The organism is Streptomyces sp. iso_384 (genome assembly GCF_056172905.1).
This window is the reverse complement of the sequence record NZ_JBWBTT010000001.1, coordinates 5,885,918-5,903,613: the sequence shown is the minus strand read 5'-3', so window position 1 is coordinate 5,903,613 and position 17,696 is coordinate 5,885,918. Positions and strand designations below refer to the sequence as shown.

The following is a 17,696-nucleotide window of genomic DNA, read 5'->3' as shown; positions in this document are numbered from 1 at the left end:
CCGTGGCTGTTCCGAAGCGGAAGATGTCGCGCAGCAACACGCGCCACCGCCGGTCGCAGTGGAAGGCTGCGGTCCCCACCCTGGTTTCGTGCGAGCGTTGCCAGGAGCCCAAGCTCCAGCACATTGCGTGCCCGAGCTGCGGCACCTACAACAAGCGCCAGGTCCTCGAGGTCTGAGCGGCTGGTGAGAGGCCCGATGTCTGAGTTGTCCAGCGCCAAGAAGCAGGCAGACAACGTCAACACAGCCTCGTCCCACACGCTTCTGGAAGGGCGGCTCGGGTATCACCTCGAGTCCGCCCTTCTGGTGCGTGCGCTGACCCACCGTTCGTACGCATACGAGAACGGCGGTCTGCCCACCAACGAGCGGCTCGAATTCCTCGGGGATTCGGTGCTCGGCCTGGTGGTCACGGACACGCTGTACCGCACCCACCCCGACCTGCCCGAAGGCCAGCTGGCCAAGTTGCGGGCCGCGGTGGTCAACTCGCGTGCGCTTGCGGAAGTGGGCCGCGGCCTCGAACTCGGCTCCTTCATCCGGCTCGGCCGCGGTGAAGAGGGCACGGGGGGCCGGGACAAGGCTTCCATCCTCGCCGACACACTGGAAGCAGTGATCGGCGCGGTCTATCTCGACCAGGGCCTCGGCGCGGCCTCGGAGCTGGTCCACCGGCTCTTCGACCCGCTGATCGACAGGTCCTCGAACCTCGGTGCCGGCCTGGACTGGAAGACCAGCCTCCAGGAGCTCACCGCGAGCGAGAGCCTCGGAGTCCCCGAGTACCTCGTCACGGAGACCGGTCCGGATCACGAGAAGACCTTCACTGCTGCCGCTCGCGTCGGTGGTGTCTCGTACGGCACCGGCACCGGCCGTAGCAAGAAGGAAGCGGAGCAGCAGGCGGCCGAGTCCGCCTGGCGCGAGATCAGCGCCGCCGCAGAGGCACGGCAGGCCGCGGAGAAGTCCGCGACCGACGGAGGGGCCGCCGACACCCCTGCCGACCCGATGCCGAACACGGACGCCGCTCCGGCCTGAAGCACAACGAGAACCCCTCGGTGCCATGTGCACCGAGGGGTTTTCCCTGTCCAGGGGGCGGCTCCCGCGGCCACCGCGGTCTTCGCGTTTCCGCCCGTCCCACCCCCGTACTACCGTCGATGTGTCTGGAGTGGTGCACCGTGCCCGAGCTGCCCGAGGTCGAAGTCGTCCGCCGGGGCCTGGAGCGCTGGGTCAGCGGCCGCACGGTCACCGAGGTCGAGGTTCTGCACCCGCGCTCGGTCCGCCGGCACCTCGCGGGCGGCGTCGACTTCGCCGCCCGGCTCAGAGGAGCCCGCTTGGGGGCGGCGATGCGCCGCGGCAAGTACCTCTGGGTGCCGATCGAGGAGGCCTCCGCCTCGCTCCTGGGGCACCTCGGCATGAGCGGACAGCTGCTGGTGCAGCCCGCCGACGCCCCCGACGAGAAGCACCTGCGGATCCGGATGCGGTTCGACGACGCGCTCGGCACCGAGCTGCGCTTCGTCGACCAGCGCACCTTCGGCGGGCTCTCGCTGCACGACAACACCCCCGACGGCCTGCCGGACACCATCGCGCACATCGCTCGGGACCCGCTCGACCCGCTCTTCGATGACGCCGCCTTCCACACCGCGCTGCGCCTGCGCCGTACGACGGTCAAGCGCGCCCTGCTCGACCAGTCGCTGATCAGCGGCGTCGGCAACATCTACGCGGACGAGGCGCTCTGGCGCGCCAAGCTGCACTACGACCGGCCCACCGCGACCCTGACCCGCCCCAAGTCCGCCGAACTGCTCGGCCACGCCCGCGACGTCATGAACGCGGCGCTCGCCCAGGGCGGCACCAGCTTCGACAGCCTGTACGTCAACGTGAACGGCGAGTCCGGCTACTTCGACCGGTCGCTCGACGCGTACGGCCGTGAGGGCGAGCCCTGCAACCGGTGCTCCACCCCGATGCGCCGCCGCGCCTGGATGAACCGCTCCAGCTACTACTGCCCGCGCTGTCAGCGGCCGCCGCGCGCCTCGTCGTAACGCGCTCGGGCGGAGAGCACATCGCCCATCCGCTCCTCCACGAGATGGATCAGCCCGAGCAGCTTCTCCGTGACCTCGCGGCCGAACGGGGTGAGCTCGTAGTCCACCCGCGGCGGGTTGACCGGCTGGGCCTCCCGCAGGACGAGCCCATCGCGCTCCAGCGCGTGCAGGGTCTGGGAGAGCATCTTCTCGCTGACCCCGTCGACCCGGCGGCGCAGCTCGTTGAAGCGGAGGCTCTCCTCGTACAGCGCGCCGAGCGTCAGACCGCCCCAGCGTCCGGTGACATGCTCCAGCGTCGAGCGCGAGGGGCACGCGCGGGAGAAGACGTCGAACGCGAGGCTGTCGAAGCTGTCCGTATCCGTATCGCTGGCCATATCAAAAGCTTACTCCCGCACAGTGCTCACCCCGAGGGAGCGCTGTGCGGGAGTAAGTGGACCTGAGGTGGGCCCGGCGCGGGTCAGAAGCCGAAGTTCTGGACCCACCACGGGCCGCCGGAGCCCTCGTGGACGCCGATGCCGATGGTCTTGTAGTCGCAGTTGAGAATGTTCGCGCGGTGGCCGTCGCTGTTCATCCAGGCCTCCATCACGGCCTGGGCGTCCGCCTGTCCGCGGGCGATGTTCTCCGCGCCGAGCCCCTGTACACCGGCCTGGGCGGCCCGGTCCCAGGGGGTGTCGCCGTCCGGGTCCGTGTGGTCGAAGAAGCCGCGGGCCGCCATGTCCTCGCTGAATTTCTGTGCGAGCGAGGTCAGCGGGGCGCTGGTGGACAGCGGGGAGCAGCCGACCTTCGCGCGTTCCTGGTTCACCAGAGCCAGCACCTCGGAGCGTGCGGAGGCGTCGGTGGGGGAAGGGCTCGGCTTCTTGCTGGGCGGCGGGGCGGCGGAGGTCTTCGGCGCGGCCGGGGCCTTGCTCGCCGGGGCGGTGCTCTTCTCCGGTGTCGAGGAGGACGCCTTCGACTTCTTCGACGGGGTGGCGGCCGGCTTCTTCGACTCCTCCGCCTTCTTCGAGGTGGAGGGGGCGGCCGACTTCGAGGGGGAGTCCGAGGCCGAGGACGTCGCGGACGGCGACTTCGACGGGGACTTGCTGGGCGCCTCCGGGCGCTCGCTGCCCCGGCTGGCGGGTGAGGAGGAGCGGTCTGCCGGCGCCGTGGAGCTGCCGCCCTGCGTCAGCAGGTCCGGAGCGCCGCCGCTGCGTACCTGGTCGGCGGCGGTGGTGTTGCCGGACGTGGAGGTGTCGCCGCCGGGCAGCAGGCCGGAGGCGACGGCGACCGCGCCGACCGCCACGGCCGCCGAGACGCCGAGGAGCCCGGTGCGGATCGGCACGGCGGACTTCTTCCGGCGCGTGCCCCGGCGCCGGGAAGCGGCCCCGGCCGCGGACTCCTCAGCGGCGGGGCCTGCGGCGGATCGTCGGTGGCGTCCCATGCGCTGTGCCTTCCTGATGCTCCGGACGCCGTTGTGACGTCACGCGACTGCCCCGTTGCTGAACTGCCACGATGATCGAATTCGGTCGTACGCGGAGCGAATGCCGCTTGATCGACTTTCCGCCCGCGTCCGTCCGATACTCACCCGATCGAGTGAGGCTGTTGCGACGGGACTGTAGCCCATGGGCGAAAGGGGGCGACGTGCTTCGAGAGCAATTGGCCGGTTAGCGTTCGGGCATGAATGAACAAGCGCGCCTCGTCGTATGGGTACGCGGCCGAGTACAGCAAGTAGGCTTCCGCTGGTTCACCAGGGCAAATGCTTTGGAGATCGGCGGCCTCATCGGGTTCGCCCTCAATCTCGACGACGGCAGAGTGCAGATCGTGGCTGAAGGGTCGCGTGAGAATTGCCACCGTCTGCTGGACTGGCTGCGGTCCGACGACACTCCCGGGCGCGTGGACGGCGTCACTGAGATCTGGGACACCCCGCGCGGTGGATACGACGGATTCGCCATCCGCTGATCCCGCCCTGCGAGGCCCCCCTCGGATCCGCTCGGTGAAGACCGCGCCCCGAACGGTCACCGGAACGCCGTCCGGGGCCCCGCACCCGAAATGACCTGCGACGGGACCCGATGGCGACCGATGGTTGCCAGATACGGGATGTCGTGCAAGGCTGCGGCATTGACGAAGATCCGCACACCCCTCGGGGTCCCGCAGGAGAGTCGCGCCGCATGATCGTCCGGCCGCGCGCCCCCGGGACACCCGGGTACACAGGGTGTGATCGTGTTGACCGTCAAACTTTTTGGTGAGACGCTGAAAACCCCGCGCACCTTAGCTGTTCGGTAGAGCTGATTAGCAGCAGAACCGCAGTGGTGACAGAGCCCTGCCGAGCACCGCGGGTGCGATCCCCTGACGACCCACACCGCATCGGTCGGTCACTCATTGTGGAGGACCATCCATCATGGCAAAGGCGCTTCTCGGTTACGTCGGCGGTTCCGACCCGCGACTCCTCGCCGAGATGCGACGGCTCCAGCAGCGCGTCCAGGACCTGGAATCCGAGCTCACCCGGATCCAGGACGAGAACGACGCGCTGAACGCCGCCGCCCAGCACCAAGAGTCGCTGCTCGACAGCATCGACATCGACGTACCCCAGGGCGAGCCTGCGCTGACCTGACCATGATGGCCCCTTCGGGCCGGTCGGGCCGAGCACGCTCAGCAGCCTCGGAGCACCTCTGATTCGTCCTGCGTCACGGATCGTCGTCACCGAACACCGGGGTCCCCGCAACACCGGGGACGTCGTTGTCCGGTCGCTCTGCGATGCACCACGCAGGACCGCAGCTGGATCCACCGTGTCGCCAGCAAGATTCACAGGGACGCTTCGGCGTCCCTTTTTCTTTGCCCGACCCCCATCCCGGGCCTACCGGCCTTCGCTTACCGTCTGATGTGCCCTGCACCTTCATCAGCGAAACCGAGAGCGAAAGGTAGAGTCCGGCGGCGTGCACCTCAAGGCCCTGACCCTGCGTGGTTTCAAATCGTTCGCGTCCGCCACCACCCTGCGGTTCGAACCGGGGATCACCTGCGTCGTCGGACCCAATGGATCCGGAAAGTCCAATGTGGTGGACGCGCTCTCCTGGGTCATGGGGGAACAGGGCGCCAAATCCCTGCGCGGCGGCAAGATGGAAGACGTGATCTTCGCCGGGACGACCGGGCGGCCCCCGCTCGGCCGCGCCGAAGTGTCGCTGACCATCGACAATTCCGATGGCGCTCTGCCCATCGAGTACGCCGAAGTGACGATCACTCGGATCATGTTCCGCAATGGCGGCAGCGAATACCAGATCAATGGCGACACCTGCCGGCTGCTCGACATCCAGGAACTCCTCTCCGACTCCGGCATCGGCCGCGAGATGCACGTCATCGTCGGCCAGGGCCAGTTGGACTCCGTGCTGCACGCCGACCCGATGGGCCGCCGGGCCTTCATCGAGGAGGCCGCGGGCGTCCTCAAGCACCGCAAGCGGAAAGAGAAGGCGCTGCGGAAGCTGGACGCGATGGGCGCCAACCTGGCCCGGGTCCAGGACCTCACCGACGAACTGCGCCGCCAGCTCAAACCGCTCGGCCGGCAGGCCGCCGTCGCCCGCCGGGCCGCCGTCATCCAGGCCGATCTGCGCGACGCCAGGCTCCGGCTCCTCGCCGACGACCTGGTGACCCTGCGGGACGCGCTGCGCGACGAGGTCGCCGACGAGGCGGAGCTGAAGAAGCGCAAGGACGCGGCCGAGACCGAGCTGGGCGCGGCGCTCGCCCGGGAAGCCGAGCTGGAGGGCGAGGTGCGCCGGCTCGCGCCCCGGCTCCAGCGCGCCCAGCAGACCTGGTACGAGCTGTCGCAGCTGGCCGAACGGGTCCGCGGCACGATCTCGCTGGCCGACGCCCGGGTCCGCAGCGCCTCCGAGGCGCCCGCCGAGGAGCGCCGGGGCCGCGACCCCGAGGACCTGGAGCGCGAGGCCGCCCGGATCCGCGAGCAGGAGGCGGAGCTGACGGCGGCCCTGGAGGCGGCCGAACACGCGCTGGAGGACACCGCGGCCCACCGCGCCGACCTGGAACGCGAGCTGGCCGCCGAGGAGCGCCGCCTCAAGGACGTCGCCCGTGCCATCGCGGACCGGCGCGAGGGGCTCGCCCGGCTGAACGGCCAGGTCAACGCGGCCCGCAGCCGGGCCGGTTCGGCCCAGGCCGAGATCGACCGGCTGGCCGCCGCGCGCGACGAGGCGCAGGAGCGCGCGGTGACCGCGCAGGAGGAGTACGAGCAGCTCAAGGCCGAGGTCGACGGGCTGGACGACGTCGACGAGGAGCTGGCCGCCCGCCACGAGGAGGCCAAGGAGGCCCTCGCCGAGGCGCGGTCCGCCCACGGCGCGGCCCGCGAGGAGGCCACGGCCGCCGAGCGCAGGCGGGCGGCGGTCGCCGCCCGGCACGAGGCGCTGGCCCTCGGGCTGCGCCGCAAGGACGGCACGGGCGTGCTGCTCGGCGCCCGCGACCGGCCGGCCGGGCTCCTCGGCCCGGCCGCCGAACTGCTGACCGTGGAGCCCGGGTACGAGATCCCCGTCGCGGCCGCCCTCGGCGCTGCGGCGGACGCGGTGGCCGTCACGGACCCGGCCACGGCCGCCGACGCGATCAGGCTGCTGCGCGAACGGGACGCGGGGCGCGCGGCGATGCTGCTGGGCACGGTGTCGGCCGACGGCGCGGGGGCCCGGCCCCACCACGTGCCGGAGCAGCCGGGGGAGCAGACACCCGGACCGGAGCGGCCAGGTGCGCAGACACCCGTACCGGTGCGGCCCGGTGTGCAGACACCCGTACCGGAGCGGTCCGCGGAACAGACGCCCGTACCCGAGCAGTCCGGTGAGCAGACTCCGGCACCTGTACGGGAAGGCGCCCCGCATCCCGCGGCCGCCGTGCTGCCCGGTCAGGGTGGCGCTCACGGTGGTACGGAGCCCGCGCCTGCCGCGCACGCCGGGACGGAACCTCAGCTGCCCGCCCAGGACGGCATCCACGACGCCACCGAATCCGGGCCGCCCGCGCAGCACAGCGGTCCGCCCGCCGGTGTCGCCCTCCCGGGCGGCCGTGCCGAGACGGTCACCGCCCTCGCCGCGCCCGCCGTCGCCGACCTCGTGCGCGGGCCCGCCGCACTCGTCGGGGCCGTGCGCCGCCTCGTACCGGACATGGTGGTCGTCGGGACGCTGGAGGATGCCGAGGCGCTGGTGGCCGCGCACCCCGGGCTGACCGCGGTGACCGGTGAAGGGGACGTGCTCTCCGCCCACTTCGCGCACGGCGGTTCCGCCGGTGCGCCCAGCCTCCTGGAGGTGCAGGCCTCCGTCGACGAGGCCGCCGCCGAGCTGGCCGACCTGGCCGTACGGTGCCAGGAGCTGGCGGAGGCCCAGCGGCTGGCGGGGGAGCGGCGCACGGAGCGGACCGCGCTCGTCGAGGAGTTGGGGGAGCGCCGCCGGGCGGCCGAGCGGGAGAAGTCCGGTGTCGCCCAGCAGCTCGGGCGGCTCGCCGGGCAGGCCCGGGGCGCGGCGGGCGAGGCCGAGCGGATGACCGCCTCCGCCGCCCGCGCCCAGGAGGCCCTGGAACGGGCGACCGAGGAGGCCGAGGAGCTGGCGGAGCGGCTGCTGGTCGCCGAGGAGGCCCCGGCCGAGGAGGAGCCCGACACCTCGGTGCGGGACCGGCTCGCCGCCGACGGGGCCAACGCCCGCCAGACCGAGATGGAGGCCCGGCTCCAGGCCCGTACGCACGAGGAGCGGGTCAAGGCGCTGGCCGGCCGCGCCGATTCGCTGGACCGGGCCGCCCGCGTCGAACGCGAGGCGCGCACCCGTGCCGAACAGCGCCGGGCCCGGCTGCGGTACGAGGCCGAGGTCGCCTCCGCCGTGGCCTCGGGCGCCCGTCAGCTGCTGGCGCACGTCGAGGTGTCTCTCGTACGGGCCGACCAGGAGCGGACGTCGGCCGAGGCGGCGAAGGGCGAGCGGGAGCGCGAGCTGACCGTCGAGCGCGACCGGTGCCGGGCGCTGAAGGGCGAGCTGGACAAGCTCACCGACTCGGTCCACCGGGGCGAGGTGCTGGGCGCGGAGAAGCGGCTGCGGATCGAGCAGCTGGAGACGAAGGCTTTGGAGGAGCTGGGCGTGGAGCCCGCGGGGCTGGTCTCCGAGTACGGCCCCGACCAGCTCGTGCCGCCGTCGCCCGCCGCGGAGGGCGAGGAACTGCCGGAGGACCCGGAGCACCCGCGTAACCAGCCGAAGGCGTACCGGCGGCCCGAGCAGGAGAAGCGGCTGCGGGCGGCCGAACGGGCGTACCAGCAACTCGGGAAGGTGAATCCGCTCGCCCTGGAGGAGTTCTCGGCGCTCGAGGAACGGCACAAGTTCCTGTCCGAACAGCTTGAAGACCTGAAGAAGACCCGGGCCGATCTGCTCCAGGTGATCAAGGAGGTCGACGAGCGGGTCGAGCAGGTCTTCACGGAGGCCTACCGGGACACCGCCCGTGAGTTCGAGGGCGTCTTCTCGCGGCTCTTCCCCGGCGGTGAGGGGCGGCTCGTCCTGACCGACCCGGACAACATGCTGGCCACCGGGGTGGACGTCGAGGCGCGTCCGCCGGGCAAGAAGGTGAAGCGGCTCTCCCTGCTGTCGGGCGGCGAGCGGTCCCTGACGGCCGTGGCACTGCTGGTGTCGATCTTCAAGGCCCGGCCCAGTCCGTTCTATGTGATGGACGAGGTCGAGGCCGCGCTCGACGACACCAATCTGCAGCGGCTGATCCGGATCATGGAGGAGCTCCAGGAGAGCTCCCAGCTGATCGTGATCACGCACCAGAAGCGGACGATGGAAGTCGCCGACGCGCTGTACGGCGTGTCCATGCAGGGCGACGGGGTCTCGAAGGTCATCAGCCAGCGGCTGCGCTGATCCTTTACCGCAACGACCGAACCATCAGAGGTTCAATGCACCTTTTGTGCGCTCCTGGGCAGGCAACGCAGGACCCGCTGTTTGACTTCGCTTCTTGAACGCATAACCTCTGCAAAGTTGATTTCGCCTTCAAGTGGTGGCGGGCCGGATGTTGTGCCCCACTGGGAAGGCTCACCCCCCACGTCTGACTTGCGGCCAGGCATCAGGAGTTCACGTGACCAGCACAGCGAACGGACCCGAGTCCGGGCCCAGGGCGGCCCATCCGGACCACCTCGGCCATGTCATCTTCATCACCGCGGCCGCGGCGATGGGCGGCTTCCTCTTCGGCTACGACAGCTCCGTCATCAACGGCGCGGTCGAGGCGATCCGCGACCGGTACGACATCGGCTCCGGAACCCTCGCCCAGGTCATCGCCATCGCGCTGATCGGCTGTGCGATCGGCGCCGCCACCGCCGGCCGGATCGCGGACCGGATCGGCCGCATCCGCTGCATGCAGATCGCCTCGGTGCTCTTCACGGCCAGCGCGATCGGCTCCGCACTGCCGTTCGCCCTCTGGGACCTGGCGATGTGGCGCATCATCGGCGGCTTCGCCATCGGCATGGCCTCCGTGATCGGCCCGGCCTACATCGCCGAGGTCTCCCCGCCCGCCTACCGCGGCCGGCTCGGCTCGTTCCAGCAGGCCGCGATCGTCATCGGCATCGCCGTCTCCCAGCTGGTCAACTACGCCGTCCTCCAGATCGCCGACGGCGACCAGCGCGGCAAGATCCTGGGCCTGGAGGCCTGGCAGTGGATGCTCGGCGTGATGGTCGTCCCGGCCGTCCTGTACGGGCTGCTCTCCTTCGCCATCCCCGAGTCCCCGCGCTTCCTCATCTCGGTCGGCCGGAAGGCCGAGGCCCGCAAGATCCTCGAAGAGGTCGAGGGCAACAAGATCGACCTCGACGCGCGGGTGACCGAGATCGAGACCGCCATGCACCGCGAGCACAAGTCCTCCTTCAAGGACCTGCTCGGCAACCGCTTCTTCTTCCTGCCCATCGTCTGGGTCGGTATCGGCCTCTCGATGTTCCAGCAGCTCGTCGGCATCAACGTCGCGTTCTACTACTCGGCGACGCTGTGGCAGTCCGTCGGCGTCGACCCGACCGACTCGTTCTTCTACTCGTTCACCACCTCGATCATCAACATCATCGGCACGGTGATCGCGATGGTGCTGGTGGACCGGGTGGGCCGCAGGCCGCTCGCCCTCGTCGGCTCCGTCGGCATGGCGGTCGCGCTGGCCGTCGAGGCGTGGGCCTTCTCCGCCGACCTGGTCGACGGCAAGCTGCCCACCGCGCAGGGCGCCGTGGCCCTGATCGCCGCCCACACCTTCGTGCTCTTCTTCGCCCTGTCGTGGGGTGTCGTCGTCTGGGTCTTCCTGGGCGAGATGTTCCCGAACCGCCTGCGCGCCGCCGCCCTCGGCGTGGCCGTCTTCGCTCAGTGGATCGCCAACTGGGCGATCACCGCCAGCTTCCCGAGCCTGGCCGACTGGAACCTCTCGGGGACGTACATCATCTACGCCTGCTTCGCCGTGCTCTCGATCCCCTTCGTGCTGAAGTTCGTGAAGGAGACCAAGGGCAAAACACTGGAGGAGATGGGCTGACCCCCCCGCACTGGAGGAGATGGGCCACCCCCCCGCTGCCCCTCTCCTCTTCACCGACGGCCCCGGCTCACCCTTGAGCCGGGGCCGTCGGCTTCTCCCGGCCCACCGCCTCGCAGAACAGCCGCAGGCTCCGCCACCCCTCCTCCACCGGCATTCCGCCGCACAGCGGATGCAGCACCAGGCTCTCCGCCTCCAGGGCCTTCAGCCCGTCCGGGGTGACGATCCGGTACACGCCCTCCTCACGCAGCTCCGCCACCGTCGTCGCCGCCGAGCGCACCGCCGAGCGGATGTCCTCGGACTGCCACGAGGCGTACGTCCGTGCCTCGTGCAGGAAGTGCTCGCCGTACTCCGCCCACGTACGGTCCGGATCCTCGGACACATGCAGCAGCGGCGTCTCGGCCGCCGGCATCATGCAGAAGCCCTCCGTCCCGTGGACCGCGCGCTGCTCGTGGTAGTACGCCTCCAGCTCCGGCAGATGCGCGCTCGGGAACAGCGGCAGCCCCAGCCGGGCCGCCCGCCGCGCCGCCGCCCGCGAGCTGCCGCCGACCAGCAGCAACGGGTGCGGCCGCGTGTACGGGCGCGGGGTGACGCGTACCGTACGGCCCCGGTACGGGAACGGCTCCCCGGTCCACGCGGCCAGCAGTGTCTCCAGCAGCTCGTCCTGGAGCCGGCCGCGCCGCCCCCACTCGACCCCGGCCCGCTCGTACTCCTCGGGGCGGTAGCCGATCCCCGCCACCGTCACCAGCCGGCCCGCGCTCAGCAGGTCCAGCACCGCGACGTCCTCCGCCAGCCGCAGCGGATCGTGCAGCGGCCCGATGATCGCCGAGACGGTCACCGCGATCCGGCGGGTGGCGCCGAAGACCGCTCCGGCGAAGGTGAACGGGGAGGGCAGCCAGGAGTTCGCCACCCCGTGGTGCTCCTCGGTCTGCACCGTGTCGACGCCGTGCTCGTCCGCGTACGCCGCCATCTCCAGGGCGGCGCGATAGCGGGCCGAGAGCGCCACGGGTTCGGCTGCCGGGTCGACGAGATTGAACCGGACCACTGTGAAGGCCATCGGGGGCGTCCCTTCGCCGGAGCGGGCGGCTGTACGGGCAGGGGGGCGGCGGCACCGTACCTGACGAGGCGTCAGAAGTGTAGGGGTGGGCATCCGGATTGCGGCCAAAAGGTGCATAGGGGTCCACCGGATCGCCGAGGGTGTAGCCGGGGCAGCACCCGCGGCACGGCCGTGGCCGATACTGGACGGGTTATGGAACTCGTCGAAATCGTCATCCTCGCTGTAGTCATCGCCCTGGTCGCTGTCGGCCTGGTCGGCGGGCTCGTGGTCGGCAGCCGCAAGAAGAAGAAGCTGCCGCCCCCGCCGCCGAGCGCGCCGACCATCACTCCTCCCGCCGAGCCGCAGGTCGGCGAGGAGGCCGAGACACCGCGCGACGAAGCGCGGCGCACCATCGACGAAGTCGGCCTCCCGGACGCCACCGCGCCCGTGGAGGAGGCCCCGGTCGCCGAGGCCCCCGAGGCCCCCGCGCTGGAGGTCCCCGAGCCCACCGCCGGCCGGCTCGTCCGTCTGCGCGCCCGGCTCGCCCGCTCGCAGAACTCGCTGGGCAAGGGGCTCCTCACCCTGCTCTCCCGCGACAACCTCGACGAGGACACCTGGGAGGAGATCGAGGACACCCTCCTCACCGCCGACGTCGGCGTCGTCCCCACCCAGGAACTGGTCGAGCGGCTCCGTGAACGCGTCCGGGTGCTCGGCACCCGTACCCCCGAGGACCTGCGCACGCTGCTCCGCGAGGAGCTGATCACCCTGCTCGGCCCGGACCTCGACCGTGAGGTCAAGACCGAGGGCGGCGCCGAGACCCCCGGCGTCGTCATGGTCGTCGGCGTCAACGGCACCGGCAAGACCACCACCACCGGCAAGCTGGCCCGGGTGCTCGTCGCGGACGGCCGCAGCGTGGTGCTCGGCGCGGCCGACACCTTCCGCGCCGCCGCCGCCGACCAGCTCCAGACCTGGGGCGAGCGCGTCGGCGCCCGTACGGTCCGCGGGCCCGAGGGCGGCGACCCGGCGTCGATCGCCTACGACGCGGTCAAGGAAGGCATCGCCGAGGGCGCGGACGTCGTCCTCATCGACACCGCCGGCCGGCTGCACACCAAGACCGGTCTCATGGACGAGCTCGGCAAGGTCAAGCGCGTCGTGGAGAAGCACGGTCCGCTGGACGAGGTACTGCTCGTCCTCGACGCCACCACCGGGCAGAACGGCCTCGTCCAGGCCCGGGTCTTCGCCGAGGTCGTGGACATCACCGGCATCGTCCTCACCAAGCTCGACGGCACCGCCAAGGGCGGCATCGTCATCGCGGTCCAGCGCGAGCTGGGCGTACCGGTGAAGCTGATCGGCCTCGGCGAAGGGGCGGACGACCTCGCCCCGTTCGAGCCGGGCGCCTTCGTGGACGCCCTGATCGGCGACTGACCCCCTTCGCATCCGGTACGGCGGACGGGCGGCGGCTCCTGCGAGGAGCCCGCCGCCCGTCCGCCGTTTCCCGGCCGCTGCGATCCGCCGTTTCCCGGACTTCTACGAGCGGTGGCAGATGTACGCCAGCGTCCCCAGCAGCAGCCGCGCCTGCGGGGGAGCGGCCGCCGTGTCCAGCACCGGGGGCCGCAGCCAGCGGACCGGGCCGAGGCCGCCGAGGTCGGAGGGCGGGGCGGTGATGTACGTACCCGGGCCCAGGGCGCGCAGATCGAGAGCGGCGTCGTCCCAGCCCATCCGGTAGAGCAGCTCGGGCAGCTCGGCGGCGGCCCCGGGGGCGACGAGGAACTGCGCCCGCCCGGTCGGTGTCACCGCGACCGGCCCCGACGGCAGCCCCATCCGCTCCAGCCGCACCAGCGCCCGTCGCCCGGCCTGCTCCGCGACCTCCAGGACATCGAAGGAGCGGCCCACCGGCAGCAGCACCGCCGCTCCGGGCGTCTCGGCCCAGGCGTCCGACGCACGGTCCAGGCCGGTGCCCGCCGGGACCTCGCGGGCGAAGCTCAGCGGGTGGGCTCCCGGCGCCGGGCAGGCCGGATCGCCGCACGAGCAGGAGCCGGCCGCGGCCCGGGCCCCGGGCGTCACCGCCCAGCCCCACAGCCCTGTGTACTCGGCCACCGCCGTGCCCTCGGTGCCGCGGTGGCGTCGCCGCGCACCGGATCGCATCTCCCGGATGCCGCCGATCGTGAAGCCCATGCCCCCTCCAACGGGTCCGGCTCGCCGGTGGTTACGACCCGCGTCGCTCGGGTAACCCTCCGTCGCTGCAACTCGATCGAGTGGCGTGCGCGGTAGTGCGAAAGGGAGTGCAACACGGTGTACGCGCCCCCGAGTGCTTCCATCCGCTCGCCCTCGGTCCTGGTCGCTCAAGTCAAGCGCGCCCGGCGGCAGTCGGGTTCATTCGAAGGGGTGGCGAATGGTGGCGTTTCCTCAATTCCCCTCGCGGGAGGGGTGATCGTAGGATTACCGTCGGTACACGAACCCTGGGAGTATGTGCACCCACGGGTATGCCGCGGGCAACCCGATTTCCTGTTCGACGACGTCGGTGAAGTCGAGATGTCGACGGGGGGCAACTCCCGGACGGACAGCACCGATGCACGGCATTCTGATAATGGTTCGCGCGATGAGGTTTCAAGCGGGATGGGGGCGTTCCAGTGAGTGGCAGCGGCGCAGGCGACACGGATGCCGGAAAGCGTCCCAACGGACAGTTGGGGTCGTGGTTCGTGCGCAGTGGCTGGTCCAAGGGCGAGCTGGCGCGCCAGGTGAACCGGCGGGCGCGGCAGATGGGCGCCCACCACATCAGCACCGACACCTCCCGGGTGCGGCGCTGGCTCGACGGCGAGCAGCCGCGCGAGCCGATCCCGCGCATCCTCTCCGAGCTGTTCTCCGAGCGCTTCGGCGCCGTCGTCGCCGTCGAGCAGCTCGGGCTGCGCACCGCCCACCAGTCACCCTCGGTGGCCGGCGTCGACCTGCCCTGGGCCGGCCCGCAGACCGTCGCCCTGCTCAGCGAGTTCTCCCGCAGCGACCTGATGCTCGCCCGGCGCGGCTTCCTCGGCAGCTCGCTGGCGCTGGCCGCCGGGCCCGCCCTCATCGAGCCGATGCAGCGCTGGCTGGTGCCCGTCCCCACCCAGGGCCCCGGCGAACCGGAGGCCCCGTCCTCCGACCACCGCCCCTCCCGGCTCTCCCGGCCCGAGCTGGACCTGTTGGAGTCGACCACCGCGATGTTCCGGCAGTGGGACGCCCAGTGCGGCGGCGGACTGCGCCGCAAGGCCGTCGTCGGGCAGCTGCACGAGGTCACCGACCTGCTCCAGGAGCCCCAGCCCGGCCCCACCGCCCAGCGGCTCTTCCGCTGCGCCGCCGAACTGGCCGAGCTGGCGGGCTGGATGAGCTACGACGTCGGCCTCCAGCCCACCGCCCAGAAGTACTTCGTGCTCGCCCTGCACGCCGCCAAGGAGGCCGGGGACAAGCCGCTCGGCAGCTACATCCTCTCCAGCATGAGCCGTCAGATGATCCACCTGGGCCGCCCCGACGACGCCCTGGAGCTGATCCACCTCGCGCAGTACGGCAGCCGCGACTGCGCCACCTCCCGTACGCAGGCCATGCTGTATGCGATGGAGGCCCGCGCCTACGCCAACATGGGCCAGCCCAGCAAGTGCAAGCGGGCCGTCCGGATGGCCGAGGACACCTTCCTGGACGCCGGTCTCGACGGCGAGCCCGAGCCCGACTGGATCCGCTTCTTCTCCGAGGCCGAGCTGAACGGCGAGAACGCCCACTCCTACCGCGACCTGGCCTATGTCGCCGGCCGCAGCCCCACCTACGCCTCGCTCGCCGAGCCCGTCATGGAGAAGGCCGTCGAGCTGTTCGGCGAGGACGACGAGCACCAGCGCTCCTACGCGCTCAACCTCATCGGCATGGCCACCGTCCACCTCCTCCAGCGCGAGCCCGAGGAGTCCACCGTGCTCGCCACCCGCGCCCTGAAGATCGCCAAGAAGGTCCGCTCCGAGCGCGTGAACACCCGCCTGCGCAAGACCGTCGACACCGCTGCCAGGGACTTCGGCGATGTCGCCGACGTCGCCCGGCTCACCGAGCTGCTCCACGAACAGCTGCCGGAGACGGCCGAAGCGGTCTGACCGGCACCACCGGCCCCGGCCGCGGCGCCCCTTCCGTACAGCCCGACTCGGCTCCCCCATCGCCTGGTCACACGGAGGGCCGCCGTGGCCGGTTTCGTGTTTTCCGGCTCCCGGGCGTTTCAACCGCGCCGTATGCGGCGTGCGACGCAGGATAGGCAGGGCACCGGACGCGCCACCCCGGATTCATTCGGCCGTAACACGCGATCCCTCTTCGTCACGCTCGCGAAACATCGGGCGGCATCCCCGGAAACGGCGCTCGGCCAACCTCGTGGCTCATAACCGGCCCGCACCTTTTCCCCAGTGGTCCCGCAGCATTCCCCCGCACGCCGCGGCCGCACCGACGACGAGGAGACGCCGATGCCCCCAGGCATCACGACGCTTGCCGCAGACGCCCCTGAGCTGTCTGCCGCCAACACCGGGTTCATGCTCATCTGCACGGCCCTGGTGATGCTCATGACCCCCGGCCTGGCCTTCTTCTACGGAGGCATGGTCCGCGTCAAGAGCACCCTGAACATGCTGATGATGAGCTTCATCAGCCTCGGGATCGTCACGGTCCTGTGGGTGCTCTACGGATTCAGCCTGGCCTTCGGCTCCGACGTCGGCTCGGTCATCGGCTGGAGCTCCGAGTACGTCGGCCTCAGCGGGATCGGCGTCACCGAACTCTGGGACGGCTACACCATCCCGGTGTACGTCTTCGCCGCCTTCCAGCTGATGTTCGCGATCCTCACCCCGGCCCTGATCAGCGGTGCGCTCGCCGACCGCGTGAAGTTCACCGCCTGGGCGCTGTTCATCGTCCTGTGGGTCACGATCGTCTACTTCCCCGTCGCCCACTGGGTCTGGGGCTCGGGCGGCTGGCTCTTCGAGATGGGCGTCATCGATTTCGCCGGTGGTACGGCCGTTCACATCAACGCCGGTGCCGCCGCCCTCGGCGTCATCCTGGTCATCGGCAAGCGCATCGGCTTCAAGAAGGACCCGATGCGGCCGCACAGCCTGCCGCTCGTCATGCTCGGCGTGGCCCTCCTGTGGTTCGGCTGGTTCGGCTTCAACGCCGGATCCTGGCTCGGCAACGATGACGGCGTCGGCGCGGTCATGTTCCTGAACACCCAGGTCGCCACCGCCGCGGCCGTCCTCGGCTGGCTGGTCTACGAGAAGCTGCGCCACGGCTCCTTCACCACCCTCGGCGCCGCCTCCGGCGCGGTCGCCGGCCTCGTCGCCATCACCCCTGCGGGCGGCTCCGTCAGTCCGCTCGGCGCTATCGCGATCGGCGTCATCGCCGGTGTCCTGTGCGCCATGGCGGTCGGCCTGAAGTACAAGTTCGGCTACGACGACTCCCTGGACGTCGTCGGCGTCCACCTCGTCGGCGGCATCATCGGCTCCCTCCTGGTCGGCTTCTTCGCCACCGGAGGCGTCCAGTCCGACGCCGCCGGCCTCTTCTACGGCGGCGGTGTGGAACAGCTCGGCAAGCAGGTCGTCGGCGTCGTCGCGGTCCTCGCGTACTCTCTCGTCGTCTCCGCGGTCATCGCCCTGGCGATCCACAAGACCATCGGGATGCGGGTCTCCGAGGACGACGAGATCTCCGGCATCGACCAGGTCGAGCACGCCGAGACGGCCTACGACTTCAGCGGCACCGGCGGCGGCTCGGTCTCCCGCACCACCGCCCCCGCGGCGGACCCGACGGCAGCACCGAAGGCAAAGAAGGTGGACGCATGAAGCTCATCACCGCAGTCGTGAAGCCCCACCGGCTGGACGAGATCAAGGAGGCCCTCCAGGCCTTCGGCGTCCAGGGGCTCACCGTCACCGAGGCCAGCGGTTACGGGCGGCAGCGCGGCCACACCGAGGTCTACCGGGGCGCGGAGTACACCGTCGACCTGGTGCCCAAGATCCGCATCGAGGTCCTCGTCGAGGACGAGGACGCCGAACAGCTCATCGAGGTCGTCGTCAAGGCCGCCCGTACCGGCAAGATCGGAGACGGCAAGGTCTGGAGCGTCCCGGTCGACACCGCCGTCCGCGTACGGACCGGCGAGCGCGGCCCGGACGCCCTCTGACCGACGGCCCGCA

The 17,696-nt window shown here is 71.1% G+C and carries 15 protein-coding genes; 11 read left to right on the top strand and 4 right to left on the bottom strand.

Features of this window, described 5'->3' with window-relative positions:
* The first annotated feature begins 2 nt into the window (after window positions 1-2).
* From rpmF to mutM, 3 genes are all read left to right on the top strand, one after another.
* On the top strand, window positions 3-176 hold the full coding sequence (gene rpmF, locus AC0VY3_RS26370) for a 50S ribosomal protein L32 (protein WP_003965982.1): 174 nt from the start codon (window positions 3-5) through the stop codon (window positions 174-176).
* 19 nt (window positions 177-195) lie between these two features.
* Complete coding sequence (gene rnc, locus AC0VY3_RS26365; RefSeq protein ID WP_103512705.1) at window positions 196-1,020, top strand: ribonuclease III; 825 nt, start codon at window positions 196-198, stop codon at window positions 1,018-1,020.
* Between the two features lie 140 nt (window positions 1,021-1,160).
* Window positions 1,161-2,021 (top strand): bifunctional DNA-formamidopyrimidine glycosylase/DNA-(apurinic or apyrimidinic site) lyase, encoded by an 861-nt coding sequence (gene mutM / locus AC0VY3_RS26360; RefSeq protein ID WP_006127881.1) that lies wholly within the window; start codon window positions 1,161-1,163, stop codon window positions 2,019-2,021.
* Here the strand turns inward: mutM and AC0VY3_RS26355 are convergent.
* Together AC0VY3_RS26355 and AC0VY3_RS26350 are read right to left on the bottom strand one after the other, a co-directional pair.
* The gene (locus AC0VY3_RS26355) at window positions 1,994-2,395 is read right to left on the bottom strand and encodes a winged helix-turn-helix transcriptional regulator (protein WP_242736901.1); all 402 of its coding nucleotides are present in this window, start codon (window positions 2,393-2,395) and stop codon (window positions 1,994-1,996) included. The two genes, mutM and AC0VY3_RS26355, sit on opposite strands and share 28 nt — an antisense overlap.
* Window positions 2,396-2,478: 83 nt before the next feature.
* Window positions 2,479-3,438: a CAP domain-containing protein gene (locus tag AC0VY3_RS26350; RefSeq protein WP_475550740.1), complete on the bottom strand. Its 960-nt coding sequence runs from the start codon at window positions 3,436-3,438 to the stop codon at window positions 2,479-2,481.
* Window positions 3,439-3,674: 236 nt separating this feature from the next.
* Here AC0VY3_RS26350 and AC0VY3_RS26345 point away from each other — a divergent pair, with 236 nt between their 5' ends.
* The 4 genes from AC0VY3_RS26345 (at window position 3,675) to AC0VY3_RS26330 (ending at window position 10,499) form a co-directional block, all read left to right on the top strand.
* Complete coding sequence (locus AC0VY3_RS26345; RefSeq protein ID WP_103512709.1) at window positions 3,675-3,956, top strand: acylphosphatase; 282 nt, start codon at window positions 3,675-3,677, stop codon at window positions 3,954-3,956.
* Window positions 3,957-4,395: 439 nt separating this feature from the next.
* On the top strand, window positions 4,396-4,608 hold the full coding sequence (locus AC0VY3_RS26340; RefSeq protein ID WP_006127885.1) for a hypothetical protein: 213 nt from the start codon (window positions 4,396-4,398) through the stop codon (window positions 4,606-4,608).
* Window positions 4,609-4,930: 322 nt separating this feature from the next.
* Window positions 4,931-8,866, top strand: a complete 3,936-nt coding sequence (locus AC0VY3_RS26335) for an AAA family ATPase (protein ID WP_475550739.1) — start codon at window positions 4,931-4,933, stop codon at window positions 8,864-8,866.
* 214 nt (window positions 8,867-9,080) lie between these two features.
* Window positions 9,081-10,499, top strand: a complete 1,419-nt coding sequence (locus tag AC0VY3_RS26330; RefSeq protein WP_475550738.1) for a sugar porter family MFS transporter — start codon at window positions 9,081-9,083, stop codon at window positions 10,497-10,499.
* Window positions 10,500-10,566: 67 nt separating this feature from the next.
* Here AC0VY3_RS26330 and AC0VY3_RS26325 read toward each other — a convergent pair whose 3' ends face one another.
* Entirely contained in the window at window positions 10,567-11,553 is a 987-nt protein-coding gene (locus AC0VY3_RS26325; protein WP_475550737.1) for an LLM class flavin-dependent oxidoreductase, read from the bottom strand.
* A gap of 192 nt (window positions 11,554-11,745) precedes the next feature.
* Here AC0VY3_RS26325 and ftsY point away from each other — a divergent pair, with 192 nt between their 5' ends.
* Window positions 11,746-12,957, top strand: a complete 1,212-nt coding sequence (gene ftsY, locus AC0VY3_RS26320; RefSeq protein ID WP_475550736.1) for a signal recognition particle-docking protein FtsY — start codon at window positions 11,746-11,748, stop codon at window positions 12,955-12,957.
* Window positions 12,958-13,059: 102 nt separating this feature from the next.
* Here ftsY and AC0VY3_RS26315 read toward each other — a convergent pair whose 3' ends face one another.
* Complete coding sequence (locus AC0VY3_RS26315) at window positions 13,060-13,707, bottom strand: bifunctional DNA primase/polymerase (RefSeq protein ID WP_242736914.1); 648 nt, start codon at window positions 13,705-13,707, stop codon at window positions 13,060-13,062.
* Between the two features lie 455 nt (window positions 13,708-14,162).
* Between AC0VY3_RS26315 and nsdA the strand changes: the two genes are divergently transcribed.
* The 3 genes from nsdA (at window position 14,163) to AC0VY3_RS26300 (ending at window position 17,683) form a co-directional block, all read left to right on the top strand.
* Window positions 14,163-15,638: a transcriptional repressor NsdA gene (gene nsdA, locus AC0VY3_RS26310; protein ID WP_359144809.1), complete on the top strand. Its 1,476-nt coding sequence runs from the start codon at window positions 14,163-14,165 to the stop codon at window positions 15,636-15,638.
* Between the two features lie 357 nt (window positions 15,639-15,995).
* Entirely contained in the window at window positions 15,996-17,348 is a 1,353-nt protein-coding gene (locus tag AC0VY3_RS26305; protein ID WP_103510742.1) for an ammonium transporter, read from the top strand.
* The gene (locus AC0VY3_RS26300; protein WP_006127894.1) at window positions 17,345-17,683 is read left to right on the top strand and encodes a P-II family nitrogen regulator; all 339 of its coding nucleotides are present in this window, start codon (window positions 17,345-17,347) and stop codon (window positions 17,681-17,683) included. Before AC0VY3_RS26305 ends, AC0VY3_RS26300 begins: the two co-directional genes overlap by 4 nt.
* The last annotated feature ends 13 nt before the right edge of the window (window positions 17,684-17,696 follow it).